Genomic DNA, 17,264 nt, shown 5'->3' with positions numbered 1-17,264 from the left:
GCGCCCGTGTGGTCCGCGCCGGAGGCGACCGCACTGTCGCCGGCGCCGCGGCGGCGAGGCCGCCGACGAGTCGCCGACGGACATCGGCGCCGCGCCCACGGCGGGCGCGGCCGGCTGCGCGACCTGCACCTCGACGGAGAACAGGTGGCTGACGACTCCTCCCTTGATGGCCTCCATCATCGCCTCGAAGAGCTGGAACCCCTCGCGCTGGTACTCGATGAGCGGCGTTCCGCTTTGCGCCATCGCGTCGCAGGCCGATGCCCTCCTGGAGGTAGTCCATCTCGTAGAGGTGCTCGCGCCACTTGCGGTCGAGCACGGAGAGGACGACGCGGCGCTCGACCTCGCGCATCGTGTCGGAGCCGAGGGCCTCCTCGCGCTGGTCGTAGGCGTGGTGGCGTCGGACATCAACTGCTCGCGGAGCACGGCGGCCGAGATGGCCTTGGCGTCCGCCGGCGAGGGTCCTCCACCTGCTCGATCGTGATGCCGACGGGGTAGACCTGGCGCAGGGCCTCCCAGAGCCGCTCGAGGTCCCAGTCAGCGGCGAAGCCCTCGGCCGTTGCCGCGTCGACGTAGGACCCGACGACGTCGTTGACGAACATCCGCAGCTGCTCGTGGAGGTCCTCCCCCTCGAGCACCGCCCGACGCTCCCGTAGATGACCTGACGCTGGCGGTTCATGACGTCGTCGTACTTGAGGACGTTCTTGCGGATCTCGTAGTTCTGCGCCTCGACCGACCCCTGCGCCTTCTGGATCGAGTTCGTGACCATCTTGCTCTCGATCGGCACGTCGTCCTCCATTGCCGGCCGTCGTCATGAAGCGGTCGACGAGGGCGGCGTTTTGAACAGGCGCATGAGGTCGTCGTTGAGCGAGAGGTAGAACCGCGACTCACCCGGGTCTCCCTGGCGGCCGGAGCGGCCACGGAGCTGGTTGTCGATGCGGCGCGACTCGTGGCGCTCGGTGCCGAGGACGTAGAGGCCGCCGAGCGCGGTGACCTGCTCGTGCTCCGCGGCCACCTCCGCCTCGGCCTTGGCCAGGGCCTCGTCCCAGGCTGCTTCGTACTCCTCCGGCGTCTCGTGCGGGTCGAGGCCGCGGCGCTTGAGCTCGGCGACGGCTCGGAACTCGGAGTTGCCGCCGAGCATGATGTCGGTGCCTCGACCGGCCATGTTTGTCGCGACGGTGACGGCGCCCTTGCGTCCGGCGTCGGCGACGATCGTCGCCTCGCGCTCGTGCTGCTTCGCGTTGAGGACCTCGTGGCGGATCCCCCGCTTCTTCAGCTGCTGCGAGAGGTACTCGCTCTTCTCGACCGACACCGTGGCCGACGAGCACCGGCTGGCCCTCGGCGTGACGCTCGGCGATGTCGTCGACGACGGCGTTGTACTTCGCCACCTCGGTGCGGTAGACGAGGTCGGCCTGGTCCTTGCGGATCATCGGTCGGTTCGTCGGGATCGGGATGACACCGAGCTTGTAGATCGAGTTGAGCTCGGCGGCCTCGGTCTGGGCCGTGCCGGTCATGCCCGAGAGCTTGTCGTACATGCGGAAGTAGTTCTGCAGGGTGATCGTGGCGAGCGTCTGGTTCTCGTTCTTGATCTCGACGCCCTCCTTCGCCTCGATGGCCTGGTGCATGCCCTCGTTGTAGCGCCGGCCGGGCAGCATACGGCCGGTGTGCTCGTCGACGATGAGGATCTCGCCGTTCATGACGACGTAGTCCTTGTCCTTCTTGAACAGCTCCTTGGCCTTGATGGCGTTGTTGAGGTAGCCGATGAGAGGGGTGTTGACGGTGTCGTAGAGGTTTGTCGATGCCGAGCAGGTCCTCGACCTTGGCGATGCCCGACTCGAGCACGCCGACGGTGCGCTTCTTCTCGTCGACCTCGTAGTCGCCGCGGCCGTCCTCACCGCGGTGCAGGCGCTGCACGATCCGGGCGAACTCGACGTACCACTTGGTGGCGAGGTCGGCCGGGCCGGAGATGATGAGCGGCGTGCGGGCCTCGTCGATGAGGATGGAGTCGACCTCGTCGACGATGCAGAAGTGGTGGCCGCGCTGCACGAGCTCGGCCGGGTCCCAGGCCATGTTGTCGCGCAGGTAGTCGAAGCCGAACTCGTTGTTCGTGCCGTAGGTGATGTCCTTGGCGTACTCCGCCCGGCGCTGCTCGGGCGTCATCGACGCGAGGATGCACCCGGTCTCCATGCCGAGGGCGCGGTGGACGCGGCCCATGAGCTCGGACTGGTACTCGGCGAGGAAGTCGTTGACGGTGATGACGTGGACGCCCTTGCCGGTCAGGGCGTTGAGGTAGCTCGGGAGCGTCGCGACGAGGGTCTTGCCCTCACCGGTCTTCATCTCGGCGACGTTGCCCATGTGCAGGGCCGCTCCACCCATGATCTGCACGTCGAAGTGCCGCTTGCCGAGGGTGCGCTTGCTCGCCTCGCGCACGGCGGCGAAGGCCTCGGGCAGGAGCATGTCGAGGGTCTCGCCGTTGTCGAGGCGCTCGCGGAAGCCCTTGGTCTCGTCGCGCAGCTCCTCGTCCGTGAGCTTCTCGAAGTCGGCCTCGAGGGCGTTGACCTGCTTGGCGATGCCCTGGAGCCTCTTCAGGGTCCGACCTTCGCCGGCACGAAGCAGCTTCTCGATGACGGCCATCTGGTGATCTCACTCCCGACTCAACGTGTGGACCCGCCCGGTGGGTGGGCTCCATCGCCCGCGATGGGTCACGGGACCCGCCTAGGCTATCCGTCCACCTGACGGAACGACCAACGCACCGTCTCCTCCGCTGGTTCCGCACCAGCTGCTCCCCTGGTTCCGCACCAGCGACCAGGCCGTATGCCGTCCGCCCGGGTCCGTGGCCACGCCTGCGTCCGCGTCCCCGACCGGGTGAGCATCGGTGTGCCCCGATCCGGTCATTTCGCCGGTGGGCGGGCCACCCCGGGAATAACCTGAAAAGTCTCGGGGATCCAGCCGAACGAGCGGAGATCAGTCGCCATGATTGCCATCGTCGGCCCCAGCACCTGCGCCCGCACCAGCGCCCGCACCTGCTCGGACCGTTCAACGTCCTGCCGCGCAGCCGTCATCTCACCCCCTCCGTCAGGAGGTTCGAGATGTCCCTGACCCGCAGCCCCCTCGGGCGCCTCACCATTGCCGCCGGTGTGGTGGCGCTCATCAACTCGGGTGCCGCGGTCGCCGTGGCCCTGCCCTCCAGCTCCTCAGCGATCCCCCTGACCGCTGCCACCACCGCGGCATCGGGTGTCGCAACGGCCACGTCCGCGGCGAAGACCTCCAAGGTCCCTTCCCTCGTGAACCAGCGAGCGGCAGAGGTGCGCGCGGCCACCGGCGGTGGGCACCGGCTCACCCCGGCCAAGCAGAAGTCGGTGAGCGACCTGCTACTGCGCGTCGACGGGGCCGGTGCGCTCGACCTCGAGATCCACGCCCTCGGCACGCTCACCGGCAAGGAGCGGGCCGACCTTCGTCGGCTCGGCGTGAGCGTGCTCAACGCCTCGGACCAGTGGGTCAAGCCCGCAAAGCTCAAGGCGCTGCCCAATGCCGGGGTGCTCCGAACCCTCGTGCCGTATGACCGCGTCGACGCGGTCGCGGCGCTCGGCTGGGTGGCCGCCATCCGACCGACGGAGATCCTCCCCGCCGACGCGGGCAGCTTCCTCAGCGAGGGTGTCCCCCTGCATCGGGCCGACGACGCACAGGCGATCGGCATCGATGGTGGGGGCGTCGACGTCGGCGTCATCTCCGACGGTGTCAGCGCGATCGCCGCTGCCCAGTCCCTCGGAGACCTGCCTGCCGGCGTCAACGTGCTCGATGCCGGCAGCGGCGACGAGGGAACGGCCATGCTCGAGATCGTCCACGACATGGCTCCCGGCGCCGGACTCCTCTTCCACGGCACCGGCGGCGGGGTCGCCGCCCACGTGTCGGCCCAGAACGACCTCGTGACGGCCGGCGCCGACATCGTCACCGAGGACATCCCGTTCGATGCCGAGCCCGCCTTCCAGAAGGGCCTCGCCGCCACGAACGGCGAGATCCTCGGCGCCGCGGGCGTGTGGGTCAGCTCGTCCTCGGGCAACCTCAACTCGACGCACGCACCGCGTGTCGTTGCGACGGGCACGGGCAATGGTCCTGACAACCAGGCGCCTACGGGCTGCGTGGTCGCACCGACGAACACGGTCGCCTTCAACGGGGCCGACACGACGTTCGACGTCAGCGTGAACCCCGGCGCGACGATCGGGGCGACGCTGCAGTGGAGCGAGCCGCGCGCGATCTTCCCGACCGCCGGCGCGGGCGGATTCACCAACCTCGACCTCTACATCCTCAACGCGGCAGCGACCAGCTGCCTCGCCACGAGCACCGCCGCCCAGGGTGGCGGCTCCGGCGACACGATCGAGCAGGCGTCCTGGACCAACGGCGGCGCGAGCCCCGTCACGGTCAAGCTCGCCGTCAACAACAGCGGCAACAGCGGCGCCAAGGGCACCCCGACGCTCGACCTGCGCTGGCGCGGTGCCGGCGCGATCGACGCCACGGGCAGCGGAGGCTCGCTCAACCCCGACAGCAACTACACCGACTTCGCCACGTCGGCAGGCGCCGTGAACGGCGGCGCCGACCAGAACCCCACGACGACGCCCCTCGAGGGCTACAGCGGGCAGGGGCCCGTCTCACTCGTGAGCACGACGGTGTGCTCGGCGTCCTACCCGTGCCCCGCGTCGGCCGCGCCCGGCGCGAACCAGAGCGTCCTCGGGGGCGGCGGCCGCACGGCCATCGCGCCGACGTATGCCGCGGCCGACGGCGTGTCGGTCAGTGGCGCCGGCGGCTTCGGGGCGGGCTCGTGCCCGGCGGCGACCCAGGGCGACTGTCGCTTCTTCGGCACCTCGGCGGCAACGCCGTCCTCTGCCGGTGTCGCAGCCCTCGTCCTCGACGCTTCGGGCGGCCCCGGATCGCTGACGCCCTCGGCGCTCACCGCCGTCATGACGGCCAACGCGACCGATCGTGGCACCCCCGGCACGGACAACGCCTTCGGAGCCGGCGTCCTCGACGCCTTCTCGGCGGCGACGGGCCGAGCCGACCTGTCGGTGACGAAGAACTGCCTCCCGAACGGAGACGCACCGGCCGGTGTGCTCAATCCCTGCTCGATCACGGTCACCAACTCAGGGCCGGCGATCGCCCGGGCCGTCACGCTGAGGGACGACATCCAGTCGACCACCGGCTTCACCGTCGCGACGTCGTCCACTGGCTGCACCGCCCCCGCAGGCACACAGTCGGGCAACGCTACGGCGACCTGCGCCTTGGGCGACCTCGGCGCCAACACGTCCATCACCATCGAGATCAGCGAGCGGTCGAACGAACCCCAGGACCTCGCCGACACCGCGAAGGTCTCGTCCGGGACGATCGACCCGAACCCCTCCAACAACTCGGCGAGTGACACGCTGCACGTCGTCGGGGCAGCGGAAGTGAGCATCGTCAAGACGGCGCCGGCGACGGCCACCGCCGGTGGGCAGATCACGTGGACGAGCACCGTCTCCAACGCCGGTCCGTCGACGGCGACCGGCGTCGTCGTGCGCGACGTGCTGCCCGCTGCCGTCACGGTCGTCTCCGTCACCGCCTCCACCGGGTCGTGCACCGCCGGTGTGCCGGGTAACTCGTCACAGCCGACGACCTGCTCCTTCGGCAACGTCGCCTCAGGCGCGTCCCCCACCATGACGGTCGTCGCCACCATCGATCCCGGCTTCACGGGCTCGATGCACAACGACGCCGTCGTCTCGTCGACCACCGCTGATCCGGACACGGGAAACAACTCCGCCACGGTCAGCACCACGGTCGCAGCGTCGGCAGACCTCAGTGTCACGATGGTGGACAGTCCTGACCCCGTGCTGGCCGGGCGTCCGCTGACCTACACGCTGACGGTACGCAACAACGGTCCGTCGACGGCCAAGGACGTCAGCCTCGTCGACGTCCTGCCGGGCGCGGTCGACTTCACGTCGGTCGCGGTCACGTCGGGTTCGGGCACGTGCGTGCACGTGACCATTCCGATCGACCCGCCGGAGCACCAGGTCGAGTGCCTCCTCGGCACGATCCTGCCGGGGGCCGGACCGACGACGGTCGTCATCCAGACGCTCGTCAAGCCGGCGACGCCGGCCGGTTCGATCAGCGACTCGGCTACGGTCGACTCCTCCACGAACGACCCGGTATCGAGCAATGACACCGCGTCGGCGACGACGTTGGTGAACACGAAGGCCGACCTCCGCATGGCACTGACGAGCGACAAGGACGTCTACAAGCCGTCCGCGACGATCGTCTACACGGCAACGGTGACGAACGTCGGACCGTCCGACGCCGCCGCGCCGACGGTCACGATCGCCCTGCCCGACATCAAGGCGGCCGTCTACGTCTTCGACACGGCCGGCTGCACCAAGGCCGGCCAGACGCTGACGTGCCCGCGGCCGACGTCGCTCGCGGCGGGTGGTACGTGGTCGTTCAACGTCCACCTGCTCGTCAAGGGCAACAAGGGAGTCGTGACGACGTCTGCGACGGTCGCCTCGGCCACTCTCGACGACGCCCCGGCGAACAACTCGATCACGCGCACGGTGAAGATCGGCAAGTAGCCCGAGAACCGTCCGGTGCTGCTCGCGCCGGACCGACCACTGCAGGTGTCCCGCCGAGCGGGGCACCTGCAGTGCGTCACCGGCGACGGGGTCAGCCGTCAGTCAGGCCAGGGAGGTCGACCCGCCCCAGGCCGAGCCAGGACGCCATCGACTCGAGGTTCGTGACCAGGGCGGCCCGGGCCGCCGGGGGTGCCCCTGCCTCCCAGGTGATGCGGTGGCACCGGAGCACCCCGGCCGCGCGATCGGCCTTGAGGTCGCAGCGGGCGACGAGGTCCTCTCCGAAGAGGAAGGGCAGGACGTAGTAGCCGTGTACGCGCTTCTCGACCGGGGTGTAGATCTCGATGCGGTAGTGGAAGTCCCAGAGCGCGAGGATCCGGTCGCGTTGCCAGACGAGCGAGTCGAAGGGGCTGAGCAGCGCCTCGGCGTGCGCACGCCGGGGCAACCGTGCCTCGGCGTGCAGCCAGGCCGGCTTCCACCCGGGGACGGAGACCGGGACGAGCTCGCCGTCGGCGACGAGTCGGGCGATCGCCGGCCGGGCGTCCTCGCGCCTGATGCGGAAGTAGTCGGCGAGGCAGAGCTCGGTGCCGACGCCGTGCGCACGCGCCGCGATCCGCACCAGCTCGACGTGCCGCTCGGGGTCGGCCTCGGCGCCCGGCCGCTGGGTCCACGCCTCACGCAGCGGCGGGGGCGCGGTGGCCGGCAGGGCGGCATACCGCCGCTCGAACTGGGCGGTGCGCCCGGCCGAGCTGATGCGTCCGGCCCAGAAGAGGTACTCGAGCGCCTGTTTGACGTCGGACCAGTTCCAGCCCCAGTGGTCGGTGCGGCGCGGCTGGTCGTGCTCGAGGGCCGCCTCGACCTCGCGAGCGGTCATCGGCCCCCGAACCTCGACCTCTGCGCACACGAGGTCGACGTAGTCAGGGCGCTCCTCGAGGATGCGGCGCATGCCGCCCCATGCCTTCTCGGCGGCGGCCCGCATCCTGAAGTCGAGCAACGGCCAGGTCGACGGCGGGATGAGGCTGGCCTCGTGGGCCCAGTACTCGACGAGGCGCCGGGGCGCCCGGTCGCGCGCGCGGTCGAGCAGAGCGGTGTCGTAGGGACCGAGCCGCGAGAAGAACGGGAGATAGTGGCTGCGGGTCAGCACGTTGACGCTGTCGATCTGCACGACCTGGACACGGTCGATGACGCGCTGGACCTGGCGCGCCGTCGCCGCGAAGGGAGCCGGACGGGGGTCGAGGAAGCCCTGGGCGGCGATGGCCACGCGCCGGGCCTGGGCGCGAGTGAGCGACCTCGTCGTCACGGGAGGGGCCACTCCCCTCACTCGCCGGGGTCGATGAGCCGCTGCCGGACGGCATACATCGCCGCCTCCATGCGCGAGTGCATCTGCAGCTTGTCGAGGATGTTGCGGATGTGGTTGCGCACGGTGTTCTCGGAGATGTAGAGCTCGGCGGCGATCTCGCGGTTGAGCCGGCCGCGGGCCACGAGCCGCAAGATGCCGAGCTCGCGCTCGGTGAGCCGCGGCAGCTCGAGACCGGGAGTCGGCGCGGGCAGGGTGTCACGCTGGCTGATCTGAGCGAACTCCAGGAGCAGCTTGGAGGCCATCATCGGGGAGAGCAGCGACTGGCCCTGGTGCACACCGCGGATGCCGGCCGCGACCTCCTCCGGCGGAACGTCCTTGAGGAGGTAGCCGTTGGCGCCGGCCCGCACCGCCTCGAAGAGGTTGGCCTCGTCGTCCGAGCTCGTCAGCATGAGGATGCGCGCCGACGGCACGCGCTGCTTGATGACGCGGCAGGCGTCGATGCCGCCGCGCTTCGGCATGCTGACGTCCATGACGATGACGTCGGGCAGCGTCTCCTCAGCCTGGTCGACCGCCTCGATGCCGTCGGCCGCCTCGCCCACCACCTCGATGCCGTCCTCCACCTCGAGCACGGTGAGCAGGCCCCGCCGGTAGAGGGCGTGGTCGTCGACGATGAGCACCCGGATGACCTCTGCGGTGACGTTCACGTCGTCATCCTGTCAGGCGGTGGCGACGGCGGGGCGTCGACCGGGCATTCCCGGTGACGCCCCGACGCCTCGCCGCACCGGCCGCAGGGGGTCAGCCCGTGGCGGCGACACTCCCGACAGCCTCGACAGGGGACGGGGTGTGTCGGGAGTCGGCTCCGGATGCAGAGTCGGTCTCGAGGTGCAGGACGCCGTAGCTCCAGCCCCTGCGCCGGTAGACGACGCTCGGGCGGTCGGTGTCGGCGTCGTGGAACAGGAAGAAGTCGTGCCCGACGAGCTCCATCTGGTTGACCGCGTCCTCGAGCGACATCGGCGCCGCCGTGTGGACCTTCTCGCGGACCTCGATCGGGGAGTTGCCCAGGGCTCCGAAGCGGTCGAGGTCGTCGACCTCAGCCTCGGGCGTCGCCGTCGTCACAGGGGCTGCACCGTTGGTCGCAGCGTCGATGCGGGCGGTGGCCCGGGCCACCGACTCCGGCTGGCGCCGGCCGCGACTCACACGTTGCTTGTCGTGCACCCGCCTCAGTCGTTCCATGAGCTTGTCGACGGCCGCGTCGAGCGCGGCGAACTTGTCGTCCATGCACGCCTCGGCCCGGATGACGGGCCCCTTGGCGTGACAGGTGATCTCCACCTTCTCGGATCCGCGAGCAACCCGCTCGTGGGTGACGACGACGTCGATGCGATGGACCTTGGGAGCCAGCGCCGGCACCTTGGCCAGTCGCTCCTCCAGCAGCTCACGGAATCGGTCGGGGATCTGGACATGGCGTCCAGTGACGACGATCTCCACGGTTCCTCCTTGTCGCGCGCGACTTCTTCGCGCGCATGTGGCGACGTGTTGACCGGGCCGGCCTCAGCGAGGTCAGGCCCGCCGTTCGATCGGCACCACCCCTCTCCCGCTCCGTGCGTCCTGACCTCGAGCACGCCCGTCGATCGGGCTGCCGAGCCCTTCAGGACGGGGCCTTGACTCGACCCTACTTGGCCCGAGACGACCATGTGAAGCGTTGTGACGCCCGGACTGCACCATCACAGCGGACTCATGGGTCACACCTTCTCGTGACGCTGCGTGGCCGCGAGCGACGCGCCGACGACCTGCACGGCGCCGGCTCGGCGCAGCGCCCGAGCGGCCTCGGCGAGGGTGGCGCCCGTGGTGACGACATCGTCGACGACCATGACATATCGGTCGCGAATCACGTTGTGCCACATGGGGTTGACCGCCATGGCGCCGGCGAGGTTGCGGCGTCGTTCGGCGATGTTGAGTCCGGACTGGTCTGCGACCCGCCGCACCTGACGCAGCGCCGGGACCACGCGCAGCCGGGAATGTCTCGGCTGCCGCCCGACCCAGGTGGCGAGGTCGAGCAGAGGCGCGTCACCGCGACGCCGCTGCGCCCCCGCCGACGAGGGCGCCGGCACGACGACGACCGGCCGCTCGCCCCAGCCGGCCGCGTCGAGGGCCGCCTGGACAGAGCGGTCGAGCAGGGGTCCGAGCACGGCCACGAGGTCGCGGCGATCCGCGTCCTTCCACGCCGACACGGCTGCCCTCACCGGGTCGGCGTAGGCCACGACGGCGTGGGTCGGGGGCATCGACGGCGGCAGCGGCCGAGGACGCACGGGCACCGGGTCCGGTCCGAGCTCGAGCCGCTGCAAGGCGAGGTCGCAGCGCGCGCACCACCGGGTGCCGGGGCGGTGGCACGCGGCGCACTCGGTGGGCAGCACGAGGTCGACGAGTCGAGAGGCGAGGGGCTGGAGCATCCCCGGAGTCGACCATTCGGACCGAGGTCCCCGCCCCTATGTGGATTCCGCTGTGGACGACGACAGCCCGAGCCGCTGCCCCATCCGGGAGGTGTGGACGAGCCACGACGGTCGGCTCGCGCCCTCGTCCCCTCCCCTGCGACACACCGAGCAGTCGTCAACACCACGAGGTATGCCGCGCCGGGTTGACGGTTGCTCGGTGTGTCGCCCCCGGTCACGACACCGGGGCCCGGCCGGCCGCCCAGGTGGTGAGGGAGCAGTCAGCGGGCAGGGACGAGGACGTCGGTGGCCCGCACGACCTGCCGCCATGCGGACCCCGCCCGGGTCCAGGCCCAGCCGTCGTCCGACGTGATGACGATCCCCCGTGGGCCGCCGACGGTCGTGATGGTCGCGGCGCCGGGCACGGGTGCGGTCCGGCTCGACTCGGCCGTCGTGCGGCCGTGGCTGCGCATGCCGTCGAGGCCCATGCCGACCGTGCCCACCCAGGGCCGAACCGGCTCGGCGGCACCGAGACGGCCGAGGACGGCATACGTCGACCTCGTCGTGTCGAGCCACACGACGTCGGTGAGCGACGACAGCGGCTGGGCCTGGCGCAGCGGGGCTGCGAGGCCGACGGGCTGGCCGTTGGGCAGTCGCTGGATGCCGCTGACGCCGAGCTGGGCGTCGGTGCCCTGCTCGTTGGTCGTGATGATGAGCAGGCGCACACCGTCACCCGCCACCGCGAGCGAGACGACGCGTCGATCCTTGAGCCACGGCGCCTTGAGGACGGTCGGGGTGGCACTCTGCGGAGCCGAGCGGGGGTCGAGGACGTAGACGTGGTCCTGGCCCTTGACGTCGGTGCCACCCACCCAGAGGTAGCCGGCCTCGTCGTAGGTCGGACGGATCAGCGAGCCGGCGAAGGTCGGCACCTCCACCATGGGGGCGTTGGCCTGCCAGAGCGAGAGCCGCTGACGCCCGGTGCTCACCGCGGCGATCTGCTTGCCGTCGGCGGACAGGGCCAGACGGGTCCAGGTGTCGGGGATGCGGGCGATGTCGCCGTCCTGCGGCTTCGTGTCGGCCCGACGGGTGCCGACCGAGGTGTCGGGCAGGAAGCGCGGATCGATGCGGCTCAGCTCGTCGCCCTGGCGCAGCAGCGCGGTGTCGAACGTCCGGTTGGGCACCGTGTCATAGCCGAGCTCGGCCGCGGAGCCTGCCGAGGAGACGCCGCTCGGCAGCTCCAGAGGAGTGTCGTTGACGGCGAGCGAGACCGACGACACCGTCGACACCTGCGACAGGGTGGCGGTCAGCTGCGCCCACATGGCGGTGCGGTCGTCGGGGTCGGCGGAGAGCGCCTCGGTGCTGAGGCTGACCTGGGCGCGACCCGCGACGACAGGGACCGCGTTGACGGCGAGCCGGGTGTTGCTCGGAACACCAGTGCCGACGGCGTTCTCGAGGTAGTCGGGCACCTGGCCGAGCTGGGCGCGCGCCAGCGTGGTGGCGAGCCGCGAGCCGTTGGGGAACCAGCGGAAGTCCGGCACGAGGTCGCGTCCGCTCGGCGTGACGAAGTAGACCATCCGCGGCGTGAAGGTGCGGTCGAACTGGTCGGAGTCGAGCCAGAGGCCGAAACCGTCGGGGGGCAGGTCGATGCGCCACTCGCCGCCGACCTTGCGCATGCCGAGGGTCAATGTCGCCTTGGTGCCCGCGGGCATCTCGACGTAGCGGCCGTCGGGGCCGAGCCGGGCCACCTCGGTCGTCGAGACCCGCACCGTCTCCTCGTCGACCTTGCGCACCGTGAGGTCGCCGTCGTAGACGATGACGTCCTGCGTCGACCACCGCCAGAGGTCGACCGACTGGGGGGCGAGGAAGAGCTTGCCGGTCTGGCGGGTCTCGTCGCTGTCCTCGCCGGCGCGCAGGAAGCCACGGACGATCTCCTCCTGGCTCGCGCCGTCACGGGGGCCGGTCGCGGCGACGCGCACGGGCTCGTTGATCGCCTCACCGAGCGCTCGACCCTCGATGACCGGCCCGGACTCGGGCAGGCCGCCACAGGCGGACAGGACGAGCGTGACGGCGAGCGCCGCCGCAGCCACGATCCGGCGCTTCACGGGGTGCGCTCCGGCACGATGCGCCGCAGGCGAAGGGTGTCGTCGTCGGCGAAACCTGCTGCCCGGGCGCTGTCGCCGGACCCGAGCACGCCGAGAGCACCAGCCGCGCCGGCGGGGTCACCACCTGCTCCTCGGGCAGCCTCGGCCACCTGCGCCTGGGCCGCCTCGGCAGCCTCCGCCTCAGCGGCGACGGCCGCCTCTGCGGCTTCGGCGGCGAGCGGGCTGAGCGGCAGCGGCGAGCTCGTGATCGTCGCATCGGCCTTGCGGGGCAGGGTGAGCCGGAAGCACGAGCCCTCCCCCAGCGCTCCCCAGGCCTCGAGGCGACCCGCGTGCAGGCGGGCGTCCTCGAGCGCGATCGCCAGACCGAGGCCGGTGCCGCCGGTGGTGCGCGCCCGCGCCGGGTCCGCCCGCCAGAAGCGCGTGAATACGAGGGCAGCCTCGCCCGGTTTGAGCCCGACGCCGTGGTCGCGCACCGTCACCGCGACCGCCGAGTCGTTGCTGCCGATCGTCACCTCGATGGGCAGTCCCTCGCCGTGCTCGATCGCGTTGGAGACGAGGTTGCGCAGCACGCGTTCGATGCGCCGTGAGTCCATCTCGGCGATGACCGGCTCGTCGGGCTGGTTGATGACGAGCTGGGTGCCCTTGCGTGCCGCGAGGGTGCGGTGGGCGTCGACGGCCCGGTCGACGGAGGCCCGCAGGTCGCTCGCCTCGATCTCGAGCACCGCAGCGCCGGCGTCGAACCGCGAGATCTCGAGCAGGTCGGTGAGCAGCGACTCGAATCGGTCGAGCTCGTGGTGGAGCAGCTCGGCCGAGCGCGCCACGGTCGGCTCGAAGCTCGTGCGCGAGTCGTGGATGAGGTCACCGGCCATGCGAATGGTCGTGAGTGGTGTGCGCAGCTCGTGCGAGACGTCGGACACGAAGCGCTGCTGCACGCGCGAGAGGTTCTCGAGCTGGCCGATCTGCTGCTGGATGGAGGCAGCCATGCCGTTGAACGACATGCCCAGCCGGGCGAGGTCGTCCTCGCCCTTCGCCTGCATGCGCTCGTCGAGGTTGCCCGCGGCGAGGCGCTCGGCGGTGATCGCGGCGCGGCGCACCGGGTCGGCGACGAGACGGGTCACGACGAAGGCGATGGCACAGACGAGCAGGATGAGGGCCGCCCCGCCGAGCAGGAAGGTCTGCCCGATGAAGCTGATGATCTCCCGCTCACGGTGCATCGGGTAGATGAAGTAGAGGCCGTAGTCACCCGCCACGCCGGTGTCGATGCGCTGGCCGACGATGACCGCCGAGATGGTGTCGCCGCCCTCCTCGATCGTCGTCACCTGCAGGTGCTGACGGTCGGGCTGGGCCGCCACCTGCGTGCGCAGGTCCTCGGGGATGAACCGGGCTCCGACGCTGCCGCTCTCGAGCGGGCCGACGATGACCGGCGAGGTGTTCTCCTCGAAACGCGTCAGCACGACGTAGCGCGGCTCGTTGCCGGCATCGCGCCGGTAGGTGTTGATGAGCGTCGTCGCGAACTGCGTGAGCTTGGCCTGGGTGTCGGTCTGGTCGGTCGAGTCGAAGCGCTTCTGGGCGTCGGTGGCATCACGCAGGCTGTCCTCGGCCGCGATGCGCTGCCGGCTGTCGACGAGGCCCTGCGCGATCGTGCCGTAGAGGTAGGTGCCGACCGCCGTCAGCACGAGCACGCCGAGCAGCATCGTCACGACGACGACCCGGAAGCCGAGCGAGGACCGCCACAGGTGCAGGGTGCGACGCCAGAGCCGGCGCAAGGCGGTGCCGACCCGGGAGACCAGGCCCCCGAGTCGTCCGGCGCCGGTCGGCCCGGTCATCTCAGGACGTGCCTGCCTTGTAGCCGACGCCACGCACCGTCACGACGATCTCGGGGTGCTCGGGGTCGTGCTCGATCTTGGAGCGCAGTCGCTGCACGTGGACGTTGACGAGGCGGGTGTCGCCGGCGTGCCGGTAGCCCCAGACCTGCTCGAGCAGCACCTCGCGGGTGAAGACCTGCCAGGGCTTGCGGGCGAGCGCGACGAGCAGGTCGAACTCCAGCGGCGTCAGCGAGAGCGCCGCCCCGTCACGCTTGACGGAGTGGCCCGCGACGTCGATCTCGAGGTCGCCGATCGTCAGCTTCTCGGGGGCCGGCTCGTCGCCACGGCGCAGCCGCGCGCGCACGCGGGCGATGAGCTCCTGCGGCTTGAACGGCTTGACGACGTAGTCGTCCGCGCCCGACTCGAGCCCCACGACGACGTCGACCGTGTCGGTGCGAGCCGTGAGCATGACGATGGGCACGCCACTCTCCGCACGGATGCGACGGCACACCTCCATGCCGTCGAGCCCGGGGAGCATGACGTCGAGGAGCACGAGGTCGGGGCGCGACTCACGGAACACACCGACCGCCTCGGAGCCGTCAGCCACGTGGGTGACCTCGAGGCCCTCGTTGCGCAGCACGATCCCCAGCATCTCGGCGAGGGCGAGGTCGTCGTCGACGACCAGAACCCGACCCTTCACGGCACACTCCTCCCCGGAGCCGCACCACCTGCGCGCCCCGTTCCTGACCACATCTTCACACAGGTATGCCGTCCGGCCTTGTTCACGAGGGAATGCCGGCCGGGCCCGGTCGACCGCGCGGGGCGGCTCAGCCCTGCGAGACGTACCACTTGCCGTCGATCTTGACGGCCTTGAAGTTGGAGACGACGTCGGCGGCGAGGGCCGGCGTCGTCGTGACGCTCTCGAAGGTCGCGGTGTTGCCCTTGACGGTCGCACCGGAGATCTTGAGGCCGTTGAACACCGCGCCGAGCTGCTTGATCTGCGAGAGCATCGGCGTGATCGTCGAGCCGCACGACTCGGCGGCTCCCGGGATGCTCGAGATGGTCTTGCCGCCGGTCGCCATGAGGTTGCAGACGGTCTGCCCCTCGCCGGCCACCATCGCGCCGAGCCACGAGGTCATCGCCGCCTCCGGCGTCGTCTGGTCGACCGTGACGGGTGCGGCCGTGCCCGTCGTCGCCGACCCGCTCGGCGTCGTGTCGTCGGACGTCGCGCCCGACGACATCGTGTCGCTCGGCGTCGTCGCGGCGACGGTCGGCGTCGACGACGTCGTGCTCGGCGCGGGTGCCGGCGTGTCGGCGGTCTTGGCGCACGCCGTGAGCGAGCCCGCGAGGACGAGGGCGAACGCGGCGGTCGTGAGCTTCTTCATGAGGGTCCCTGCCTTGCCTGTCGGTGAGAGGGCCATCGTCCCATGCGGCCCTGCGCGATCTGGTGCGACCGGCTGCCACAGGGCGCGAACGGGCCCCACGACGACGTATGCCGCCCACCGTGCGAGGCGGACGGCATACGTCGTCGTCGTGCTGGCGGAGCGCCGGGCCGGCCCGGTCGGTGCCGGGCGCGGCGGTGCGCCCTGTCTCAGTAGCGGTAGTGGTCCGGCTTGTACGGGCCGGCGACGTCGACGCCGAGGTACTCGGCCTGGCCCTTGGTCAGCTCGGTGAGCCGGACGCCGAGGGCGTCGAGGTGCAGGCGGGCGACCTTCTCGTCGAGGTGCTTCGGCAGGGTGTAGACCTGCTTGTCGTACTCGCCGGTCTTCGTGAAGAGCTCGATCTGGGCGATCGTCTGGTTGCTGAAGCTGTTGCTCATGACGAAGCTCGGGTGCCCGGTGGCGTTGCCGAGGTTCATCAGGCGACCCTCGGAGAGCACGATGATCGAGCTGCCCGAGGTGAAGGTCCACTCGTGGACCTGCGGCTTGATCTCGGTCTTCTGGATGCCGGGGACGCGGGCGAGCCCGGCCATGTCGATCTCGTTGTCGAAGTGGCCGATGTTGGCGACGATGGCCTTGTTCTTCATCTGCGTCATGTGCTCGGCCGTGATGACGTCGTAGCAGCCGGTCGTCGTGATGAAGATGTCGGCGGAGTCGACGACGTCCTCGAGGCGGGCGACCTGGAAGCCCTCCATCGCGGCCTGCAGCGCGCAGATCGGGTCGATCTCGGTGACGATGACGCGAGCGCCCTGGCCGCGCAGCGACTCGGCGCAGCCCTTGCCCACGTCGCCGTAGCCCGCGACGACGGCGACCTTGCCGCCGATGAGGACGTCGGTGGCGCGGTTGAGGCCGTCGATGAGCGAGTGGCGGCAGCCGTACGTGTTGTCGAACTTGCTCTTGGTCACCGCGTCGTTGACGTTGATGGCGGGGAAGAGCAGCTCGCCGGCCTCGGCCAGCTGGTAGAGGCGGTGGACGCCGGTCGTGGTCTCCTCGGTGACGCCCTTGATGCCGGCGGCGACGGTCGTCCACTTCTGCGGGTCGGTCGCCATCGTCTGGCGCACGAGCTCCTTGAAGACGCCGAACTCCTCGGAGTCCTCCTCGGTCGTGGTCGGGACCTGGCCCGCCTTCTCCCACTCGAGGCCCTTGTGGACGAGCATCGTGGCGTCGCCACCGTCGTCGAGGATCATGTTCGGGCCCTCGCCGCCGGGCCAGGTGAGGATCTGGTCGGTGCACCACCAGTACTCCGGGAGGGTCTCGCCCTTCCAGGCGAAGACGGGGACGCCCTGCAGGTCGTCGGGCGAGCCCTTCGGGCCGACGACGACAGCGGCGGCGGCCTCGTCCTGCGTCGAGTAGATGTTGCACGAGGCCCAGCGGACCTCGGCGCCGAGCGCGGTGAGCGTCTCGATGAGCACGGCCGTCTGGACCGTCATGTGGAGCGAGCCGGCGATGCGGGCGCCCTTGAGCGGCTGCGAGGCGGCGTACTCCTCGCGGATGGACATCAGGCCGGGCATCTCGTGCTCGGCGAGTCGGAGCTGGTGACGGCCGGCCTCGGCGAGGCTCAGGTCGGCAACCTTGTAGTCAAAGGACATGGAGAATCTCTTCCGTTGA

11 protein-coding genes and 1 pseudogene are annotated in these 17,264 nt (G+C 70.6%); 1 reads left to right on the top strand and 11 read right to left on the bottom strand.

The window, feature by feature from the left end:
- Both secA and FHX52_RS23970 read right to left on the bottom strand, forming a co-directional pair.
- Positions 1 to 2,631, bottom strand: a pseudogene (gene secA / locus FHX52_RS18015) (preprotein translocase subunit SecA); the annotation flags it as partial.
- Between the two features lie 257 nt (positions 2,632 to 2,888).
- Entirely contained in the window at positions 2,889 to 3,059 is a 171-nt protein-coding gene (locus FHX52_RS23970) for a hypothetical protein (RefSeq protein WP_185747013.1), read from the bottom strand.
- 27 nt (positions 3,060 to 3,086) lie between these two features.
- On the opposite strand from FHX52_RS23970, the gene FHX52_RS18010 reads away from it, so the two are divergent.
- Positions 3,087 to 6,587 (top strand): DUF11 domain-containing protein, encoded by a 3,501-nt coding sequence (locus FHX52_RS18010; protein WP_141818839.1) that lies wholly within the window; start codon positions 3,087 to 3,089, stop codon positions 6,585 to 6,587.
- 91 nt (positions 6,588 to 6,678) lie between these two features.
- Here FHX52_RS18010 and FHX52_RS18005 read toward each other — a convergent pair whose 3' ends face one another.
- From FHX52_RS18005 to ahcY, 9 genes are all read right to left on the bottom strand, one after another.
- Complete coding sequence (locus tag FHX52_RS18005; protein WP_221630379.1) at positions 6,679 to 7,884, bottom strand: winged helix-turn-helix domain-containing protein; 1,206 nt, start codon at positions 7,882 to 7,884, stop codon at positions 6,679 to 6,681.
- A gap of 17 nt (positions 7,885 to 7,901) precedes the next feature.
- Positions 7,902 to 8,588 carry a response regulator gene (locus FHX52_RS18000; RefSeq protein ID WP_141818835.1) on the bottom strand — a complete coding sequence of 229 codons (687 nt, stop codon included), beginning with the start codon at positions 8,586 to 8,588 and terminating at the stop codon, positions 7,902 to 7,904.
- Positions 8,589 to 8,679: 91 nt separating this feature from the next.
- Positions 8,680 to 9,369 (bottom strand): ribosome hibernation-promoting factor, HPF/YfiA family, encoded by a 690-nt coding sequence (hpf, locus tag FHX52_RS17995; RefSeq protein WP_246069534.1) that lies wholly within the window; start codon positions 9,367 to 9,369, stop codon positions 8,680 to 8,682.
- A gap of 254 nt (positions 9,370 to 9,623) precedes the next feature.
- Positions 9,624 to 10,331 carry a ComF family protein gene (locus FHX52_RS17990; RefSeq protein ID WP_141818837.1) on the bottom strand — a complete coding sequence of 236 codons (708 nt, stop codon included), beginning with the start codon at positions 10,329 to 10,331 and terminating at the stop codon, positions 9,624 to 9,626.
- Positions 10,332 to 10,591: 260 nt separating this feature from the next.
- Entirely contained in the window at positions 10,592 to 12,412 is a 1,821-nt protein-coding gene (locus FHX52_RS17985; protein WP_141823633.1) for an LpqB family beta-propeller domain-containing protein, read from the bottom strand.
- Complete coding sequence (gene mtrB, locus FHX52_RS17980; protein WP_246070122.1) at positions 12,409 to 14,238, bottom strand: MtrAB system histidine kinase MtrB; 1,830 nt, start codon at positions 14,236 to 14,238, stop codon at positions 12,409 to 12,411. The genes FHX52_RS17985 and mtrB overlap by 4 nt, the downstream gene beginning before the upstream one ends.
- A gap of 1 nt (position 14,239) precedes the next feature.
- A complete protein-coding gene (gene mtrA / locus FHX52_RS17975) occupies positions 14,240 to 14,917 on the bottom strand; it encodes an MtrAB system response regulator MtrA (protein WP_141823632.1) in 678 nt (225 codons plus the stop codon).
- A 127-nt stretch (positions 14,918 to 15,044) separates the two neighbouring features.
- Positions 15,045 to 15,602 (bottom strand): RAD23 family protein, encoded by a 558-nt coding sequence (locus FHX52_RS17970; RefSeq protein WP_246070115.1) that lies wholly within the window; start codon positions 15,600 to 15,602, stop codon positions 15,045 to 15,047.
- Positions 15,603 to 15,808: 206 nt separating this feature from the next.
- Positions 15,809 to 17,245 carry an adenosylhomocysteinase gene (gene ahcY / locus FHX52_RS17965; RefSeq protein WP_141823631.1) on the bottom strand — a complete coding sequence of 479 codons (1,437 nt, stop codon included), beginning with the start codon at positions 17,243 to 17,245 and terminating at the stop codon, positions 15,809 to 15,811.
- Positions 17,246 to 17,264: the final 19 nt, after the last annotated feature.

It is taken from the genome of Humibacillus xanthopallidus (assembly GCF_006717145.1).
GTDB lineage: Bacteria > Actinomycetota > Actinomycetes > Actinomycetales > Dermatophilaceae > Humibacillus > Humibacillus xanthopallidus.
This window is presented reverse-complemented; position numbering and strand designations above follow the sequence as displayed.